This window comes from Vibrio fluminensis, from assembly GCF_015278125.1.
GTDB lineage: Bacteria > Pseudomonadota > Gammaproteobacteria > Enterobacterales > Vibrionaceae > Vibrio > Vibrio fluminensis.
On the sequence record NZ_JADILO010000025.1, the window covers coordinates 87,524 to 94,175 of the forward strand.

Annotated in this window: 5 protein-coding genes; 1 reads left to right on the forward strand and 4 read right to left on the reverse strand. The window is 41.6% G+C overall.

The features are described from left to right. Positions 1 to 212 precede the first annotated feature (212 nt). The 3 genes from IRQ95_RS15785 to IRQ95_RS15795 are packed head-to-tail and all read right to left on the reverse strand — an operon-like array spanning position 213 to position 4,882. The gene (locus IRQ95_RS15785; RefSeq protein ID WP_194437829.1) at positions 213 to 1,304 is read right to left on the reverse strand and encodes a porin; all 1,092 of its coding nucleotides are present in this window, start codon (positions 1,302 to 1,304) and stop codon (positions 213 to 215) included. Between the two features lies 1 nt (position 1,305). Next, positions 1,306 to 1,785, reverse strand: a complete 480-nt coding sequence (locus IRQ95_RS15790; RefSeq protein WP_194437830.1) for a hypothetical protein — start codon at positions 1,783 to 1,785, stop codon at positions 1,306 to 1,308. Between the two features lie 16 nt (positions 1,786 to 1,801). Next, positions 1,802 to 4,882: a response regulator gene (locus IRQ95_RS15795; protein WP_228481448.1), complete on the reverse strand. Its 3,081-nt coding sequence runs from the start codon at positions 4,880 to 4,882 to the stop codon at positions 1,802 to 1,804. Positions 4,883 to 5,175: 293 nt separating this feature from the next. On the opposite strand from IRQ95_RS15795, the gene IRQ95_RS15800 reads away from it, so the two are divergent. Beyond that, a complete protein-coding gene (locus tag IRQ95_RS15800) occupies positions 5,176 to 5,415 on the forward strand; it encodes an HP1242/YdcH family protein (RefSeq protein ID WP_194437831.1) in 240 nt (79 codons plus the stop codon). 62 nt (positions 5,416 to 5,477) lie between these two features. On the opposite strand, the gene IRQ95_RS15805 is transcribed toward IRQ95_RS15800, so the two are convergent. Then, a partial coding sequence (locus IRQ95_RS15805; RefSeq protein WP_284438310.1) for a transketolase-like TK C-terminal-containing protein occupies positions 5,478 to 6,652 on the reverse strand: 1,175 nt, incomplete at its 5' end.

A 6,652-nucleotide genomic window follows, 5' to 3' on the forward strand; every position in this document is an offset into this window, starting at 1 on the left:
CAAGAAATTGAAGGGGTGTTTAAATTTTGAGCCAAAATTATATGTATTAGTATTAAAATAAAGACAATGCGTGCAGTATGGTCTCAATTATAATGCATTATATTTTGTGGGTATTTTGTTTTTACATGGCCATCGACAGCTAATGCTTTTTACTTCATTCGAGTCAATTTAATATTGGTTTTAACGAGATAATTTCGCACGGAATTGTTTAATTAAAAAACAAAGTTGATCATTAGAGTATATAGATCGGCGTTTGTATGATTTGGTTGGTCAATAAATGAGCTGTTTTGCCCTTCCTTTGCACGAAATTGTTGCCATTCTGCATTGATTGATATGTTGTATAGAAGATCATATCGTGCACCAAGCATAATACTGTCGCCATCTAATTTGTTGTCATCATTATATTGTTGGGCGAATGAAACATAGGGTGTCAAAGCGTTAAATCTCGCGCTAGTTAAAATATACCAAGAATAGGTTCGGTCATTTTTCTGCGCTTCTGCAGTGAATGTTAAGTTATTGAACTCGTATTCAGCACCCAAAGAAAACAATTCAATTCTTCTATCTTGATCCTCTTCTACGTAAGTCGGTATCGTTTGTGGCCCGATAGGGGTAGAGACAATAAAATTCGTTAACGTGACTTTTTGGTCATATTTTGATTTTAGGTAGGAAAAATTCCATCGCGAGTTATCGCTTGTAAACGTTAGGTTTAAACCCATCATATTATGAGTTTTTAGCTCTAAATGAGTAGTTTCATTCAGCTGAATTTCTTTTCGGTCTTCTAGTCCAACAAAAGGCGTAATAGATAGGGAATACTCTTCTGCAAAGTCATACGTATATGTGATGCTCCCCCCTTCATAGAAGGTTATACCTAGTATGCTGTTGTAGACCTCACTTGGTGGCCTCGCGGGCGTATAGGCTTGTCCAACGTAATAATATTCCGAATAAAGAAACAGCGGATTACGCAAGCGGCCAAATTGCAAGGTCCAAGGACCTGTATTGTATGCAAGATATGCCCATTCTAATTCAGGGTCACTCCATTCGTCTTGGGGGCGCTTGACTAGTTGTGCGGAGGCTTTAAACGCTTCATAGAAAAAATCCAGCTGTAAGCCAAAGGTTGTATCACAATCAAAACAACTCGAATCAGCAATCTCGCGATTGATTAATAGAGGCATTTCATTGTCGCTCTTCGACCATGATGTCGATCCGAAACCACTTAACGCGAAGTTCTCTCCAATATCATAATTGGCGTCCACGTAGGGAGTGAATAGCAAAGAACCTATCAGAACAGAGAGAGTTCGAGACATATTATTTTTCCTCACTTACAACGAATAGAACATTAGCATTAGTAGGAATGGCATCAATCGGAGCATAGCCGATGCGGTTTGGTTTTTTTTCCATCCATCTAATTAAACTGTTTACTTGTGAGTCTGAAATCTCCTTGGGCGGTCGAGCTTTGCCAGAAAAAGAGAGCGCGGCCCAATGTGCGTTCATTTGAGCCGTGTTTTTACCAAGCAAATAGCGGTAGAACTCTTTGCGTTCAGTGCTGTTTGCTGGCCAATCAGCTAACTCAAAGCGCTGGCCATTAATTGATTTAGTTTTGCCTCGATAGAGTTTACGTGCCTTTAACACGGACATTTCTTCGATGGAATTATTCAAGGTAAAAATGGCATATTGCTCCGCGGCTAGCGCATAGCAGGGGAGTGATACCGCCAAAGCAGCGACATAGAGAATCGTGCTGCCAATAAGCGTAGAAATTATTCTGCGGCTTTCTATTGAACGTTCCATTTCGATTGTCCTAGCTCTAAACGAGACTTTCGATTTTATCGATGAGATTTTTCTTTCGTACTGGTTTGGCTAGATAAGCGTCCATACCGGAGTCGAAACAACGTTGAATATCATCGTCAATCACACTAGCAGTCAAAGCGATAATTGGGGTTTTATCTAATCCCTGTTTTTGCTCTAACCTGCGGATTTCTCTGGTGGCCTCAAATCCATCTTTGACTGGCATCATGCAGTCCATAAGGATTAGGTGATAGCCATTCTGTTTACGATACATATCGACCGCGATTTGGCCGTTCTCGGCAATATCGTATTGATAGCCTGCTTTCTCTAGAATTAGAGATGCAACTTTCTGATTAACCGTATTGTCTTCTACCAACAGAATTCTATTATTTTCATTTTCTAGTTGATCAGAATTAAGGTGGGGCTCTGTCTGGATTTGAGGATCATCAGTAGGCAGTGAAAGCTCGACTTGGGTGTGTTGACAAACTTTGAGGATTAACTCGTCTCCTTTGAAGGGCTTCGCGAGATAGTCATTCATACCTACGCCATAGCATTGTTCGATGTCTTCATCGAGTATGCTTGCTGTCAAAGCGACAATAGGTGTTTGTTTACTGATGTCTCTTTCAAAATGTCGGATTTTTTGTGCAGCTTCAAATCCATCCATGATAGGCATCATGCAAGCCATGAATATTAATGAGTACTTGTCAGGGTGGGCTGTATACATCTGTACTGCTTCAGCGCCGTCATGGGCGATCTCAAAGTTTATTCCAGCATTGGATAGATGCAACCCAGTAATTTTCTGATTAACCGCGTTATCCTCTACGACTAGAACGTATTTATGCGCACTGTTCTCTGCTAACAATTCGCCCTCTAATTGCACGACATCTATTGTGCGAGATGTAACAGCATTGAATAACCGCTGACCATATAGTGGTTGAGTGATGACTGAGTGAATGTCTGAAGAGAACTCGAAAGGTGAGCTATTGAATAGACGAGCAATACATAGGTGTCTTTTGGCTGCGATCGTCTTAAGATCTTGTTGCGAAGACACTACGTTGGTTAGTTCAGATTCTATGAATACGACAACATGGTTATCTTCGGGAGCTTTATTGTAGTACTCATCAGTCGAAGAATAATTACCAATGATAGTTTGTTGGTAGAACTCGAGTTCCTCGATTAGATTTGATTTAGTTTCAATGTCTGTACCGATAAGGCAGATTTTATTCTTCTTAACTGTCTTCTGATATGTTTGTTGTTCAACGACTAGTTGAAGATTGAAAGAGAAACGACTACCAAGACCTTTTTCAGATTTTAGCTGTATCGTGCCTCCCATCATTTCGACGAGTTGAGTACTGATTGCGAGGCCTAAGCCAGTTCCACCGAATTTACGAGTAGTCGATTCATCTTCCTGCGCGAAAGGTTTAAAAATCTGTTGTTGTTTTTGCGCATCGATACCAACACCTGAGTCAGTCACTGCAAATTCTAAATTGATTTGCTCACTGGAAGTGCCTTTAACTTTTACTGATATTTCTACATACCCATTGCTGGTGAATTTGACCGCATTGGACATAAAGTTCATTAGCGTTTGGCGAAGGCGATGATCGTCAACAAGCACTTTGTGTGGGGTCTGTCCGTCTATCGCTACGCGTAATTGAAGACCTTTTTCCTTAATTTTAGGGGCGACAATAGAAGCGACATCGTAAATGACTTCACGAATTGATGTTGAGTGGTGGTTAATAAGCAACATGCCTGACTCAATCTTAGAAAAGTCGAGAATGTCATTGATTAAGCTAAGTAAGAGTTGGGATGACGTTTCGATAGTATCAACATAGTCTCGTTGTGAAGCCGTGAGTTGGGTTTCTGACAAGACTTCAGAAATACCGATTACCCCATTCAAAGGCGTGCGAATTTCATGCGACATATTGGCAAGGAAACTACTTTTTGCACGATTGGCTCGAATGGCAGCATCTTTGGCATTCTCTGCATCGATTTTAGCTTGAGTTAAACGCTCATTGGCCAGTTTCCGTTCAATCGTAATTCGTTCTACCTCACGAGCGAAGCGGCCTAATTCATCGTTACTTTGGATTGTTTTACTGAGTTGAATTAGGTTTGTATCATCATCGCACTTTAGGTACTCAACAACCATATGGAGATTTTGGGTAATGTGCCTAGTCAGTTTAAATGCGACAAAGGTGACTAATGCAGTCAAAGCTAAGACTAGTCCGATATATAGATTACGTTCAAAGTGCGCTTGCTGAATGGATTTTTGAATACTGTTGGTGATTTGAAATTCGATCGTGTCGCCGACGTTGTTTAATAAGTCTAAACGCGTGTTCATGGCTTCGACACCCATTTGAGTCTTTTGACTATTGAGTGACGCAAGGTTAGCTAAACTTGATAGGTTCTGACGGAAATCCTGGCTGTGTAAAAAGGCGGTATTGCTAAATGCCTGCATCATCAGCTTTACCTGTTCTGGATTGGCGTTTAGATTGACGAATCGCTCGATGAATAGCTGTTGTCGCTCGATCAGAGTGTTTATTTGTTCTCGAATCTCTTGGTCATACTCACCGTTACTTTGAAAGGCACTAAGTAATATATTACTTAATTGATTTTCTTCATTCGCCCAAAACACCATCCATTCAAGCTGTATTAGTGCTTGAATGTTGCTGCGAACATCCTCTGGTATGTTGGTGAATTCTCTTTTTTCTAGGCTGAGTAACAATTGATGATAGAGCTCAGCCTGCCATTCGAAGTTATCAAGTTTGTCTGCAATACTTAGGTCTTGATTGAGTTGTTGTTTGGTTGAAATAAGGTTTTGCACGACATCTCGAATGTCATCAGCTGATTGTGAATCATAAATTTTGGGTATTAGTTGATTTAAAGATGAGGTTGAGAGCGCTGAATCCGCGGGAGAGTATACCCCTGAGACTCCGCGAAGAAAGCTGGTGACGTCAGTTGCTTTCATGAGCGATTCAGTACTGTTATTGATAATTTTAATTTGTAGCGTTGCAAGATAAATGAGCAATGCGGTAGGCAATAATATGAGGCCATAAAGCTTATATTTAAGCGATATGTTCTGCCAAGAACTCCAATTTATCATTATTAGAATTTTCCAAATCAACCAACTGATATGAAAAGTGTAGAACAGCTATTAGTTTAATCTAGTGTAACAAAGTGATCTAAATATGATTTTTTTGACAATGTTAGATCTTACAAGTGTTGAATAGGGGTATATAAGAGGGTTGTTGGGGTGCTCAAATAATTTTACATGCTGGTTGGGGGTTAAACGGCGCATCTCCGGCACTCGCAAATAATCCCAACTACACTTACTAGTAATGCTCGTTAGTTTGAGCAGGTTGTATATGAAACCAAGGTTAGAGTTAAGGAGTCGTTATGTTAGGAGAAGATCATTCCCTTTTAAATGAGTTTCCAGAACATGGAGAGGTTATTCATAAACTAACCCAAAGTGATTTGTCATTTGCCAATGATGTCAAAGAGTACAATTCGCTGGATAAAGAAATCCGGGTTCTTGAGTTGAGAGGTGGACCGATTGATGACGCTTCGATGAACAAACTAAAGCATAGCAGGGCGATATTAAAAGATTCGCTTTACCAGCGCATCACTCCTAAATAGTAATACTTCGTCGTAAACAAAAACACCCGCCAAAGCGGGTGTTTTATTTCATCTAGATTGGATTAATCTAGTAGTTCAATTGCTGTATTCACAACGTTTTCCACTGTGAAGCCAAACATTTCAAACAACTGATCGGCAGGTGCTGATTCGCCAAATGAAGTCATACCGATGATGCGACCATCAAAGCCAACATACTTGTACCAGAAGTCCGCAATGCCTGCTTCAATCGCAATACGTGCAGTCACATCTGATGGCAGTACTGATTCACGGTAAGCTGCATCTTGCTTATCAAATGCATCAGTAGCAGGCATAGATACAACACGTACTGCTTTACCCGCGGCTGTTAGCTCTTCTGCCGCTTTCACAGCAAGTTCAACTTCAGAACCTGTCGCGATAAGGATTAACTCAGGTTTGCCTGCGCAATCTTTTAGGATGTAACCACCCTTCGCGATGTCAGCCACTTGCTCAGTTGAGCGAGGTTGTTGCGCTAGGTTTTGACGCGAGAAGATAAGTGCCGATGGACCATCTTTACGCTCAATCGCCAGTTTCCACGCCACTGCTGACTCAACTTGGTCACATGGACGCCATGTGCTCATGTTTGGTGTTAGACGTAGAGACGCGATTTGCTCAACAGGTTGGTGAGTTGGACCATCTTCGCCAAGGCCAATAGAGTCGTGCGTGTACACTTGGATGTTCTGAATCTTCATCAAAGCAGCCATACGCATCGCGTTACGAGCGTATTCCATAAACATTAGGAAAGTTGCACCGTAAGGAACGAAACCGCCGTGTAGTGCAATACCGTTCATGATAGCCGTCATACCAAACTCACGCACACCGTAGTGAATGTAGTTACCAGAGAAGTCAGTTGCTTCTAGAGACTTAGAACCCGACCACATGGTTAGGTTAGACGGCGCTAGGTCAGCAGAGCCACCCATAAATTCTGGTAGCATTTGACCAAATGCTTCTAGTGCATTTTGCGATGCTTTACGTGATGCGATGTTCGCTGGGTTTGCTTGAAGGTCAGCAATGATTTGGTTCGCTTTCTCTTCCCATTCAGCAGGCAATTCGCCATTTAAACGACGCTTAAGCTCTGCCGCTTCTGCAGGGTATGCTGCTGCGTAAGCATCGAACTTCGCGTCCCAAGCCGCTTCTTTATCTGCGCCTGCCGCTTTTGCATCCCACTGCGCGTACACGTCAGCAGGGATTTCAAATGCAGGGTGTTCCCAACCAAGGAATT

What these genes read in the sequence shown, in the direction of transcription:
- IRQ95_RS15785 (WP_194437829.1), bottom strand. Translation starts at nt 1,304, where the DNA reads ATGTCTCGAACTCTCTCTGTTCTGATAGGTTCTTTGCTATTCACTCCC.
- IRQ95_RS15790 (WP_194437830.1), bottom strand. Translation starts at nt 1,785, where the DNA reads ATGGAACGTTCAATAGAAAGCCGCAGAATAATTTCTACGCTTATTGGC.
- IRQ95_RS15795 (WP_228481448.1), bottom strand. Translation starts at nt 4,882, where the DNA reads ATGATAAATTGGAGTTCTTGGCAGAACATATCGCTTAAATATAAGCTT.
- IRQ95_RS15800 (WP_194437831.1), top strand. Translation starts at nt 5,176, where the DNA reads ATGTTAGGAGAAGATCATTCCCTTTTAAATGAGTTTCCAGAACATGGA.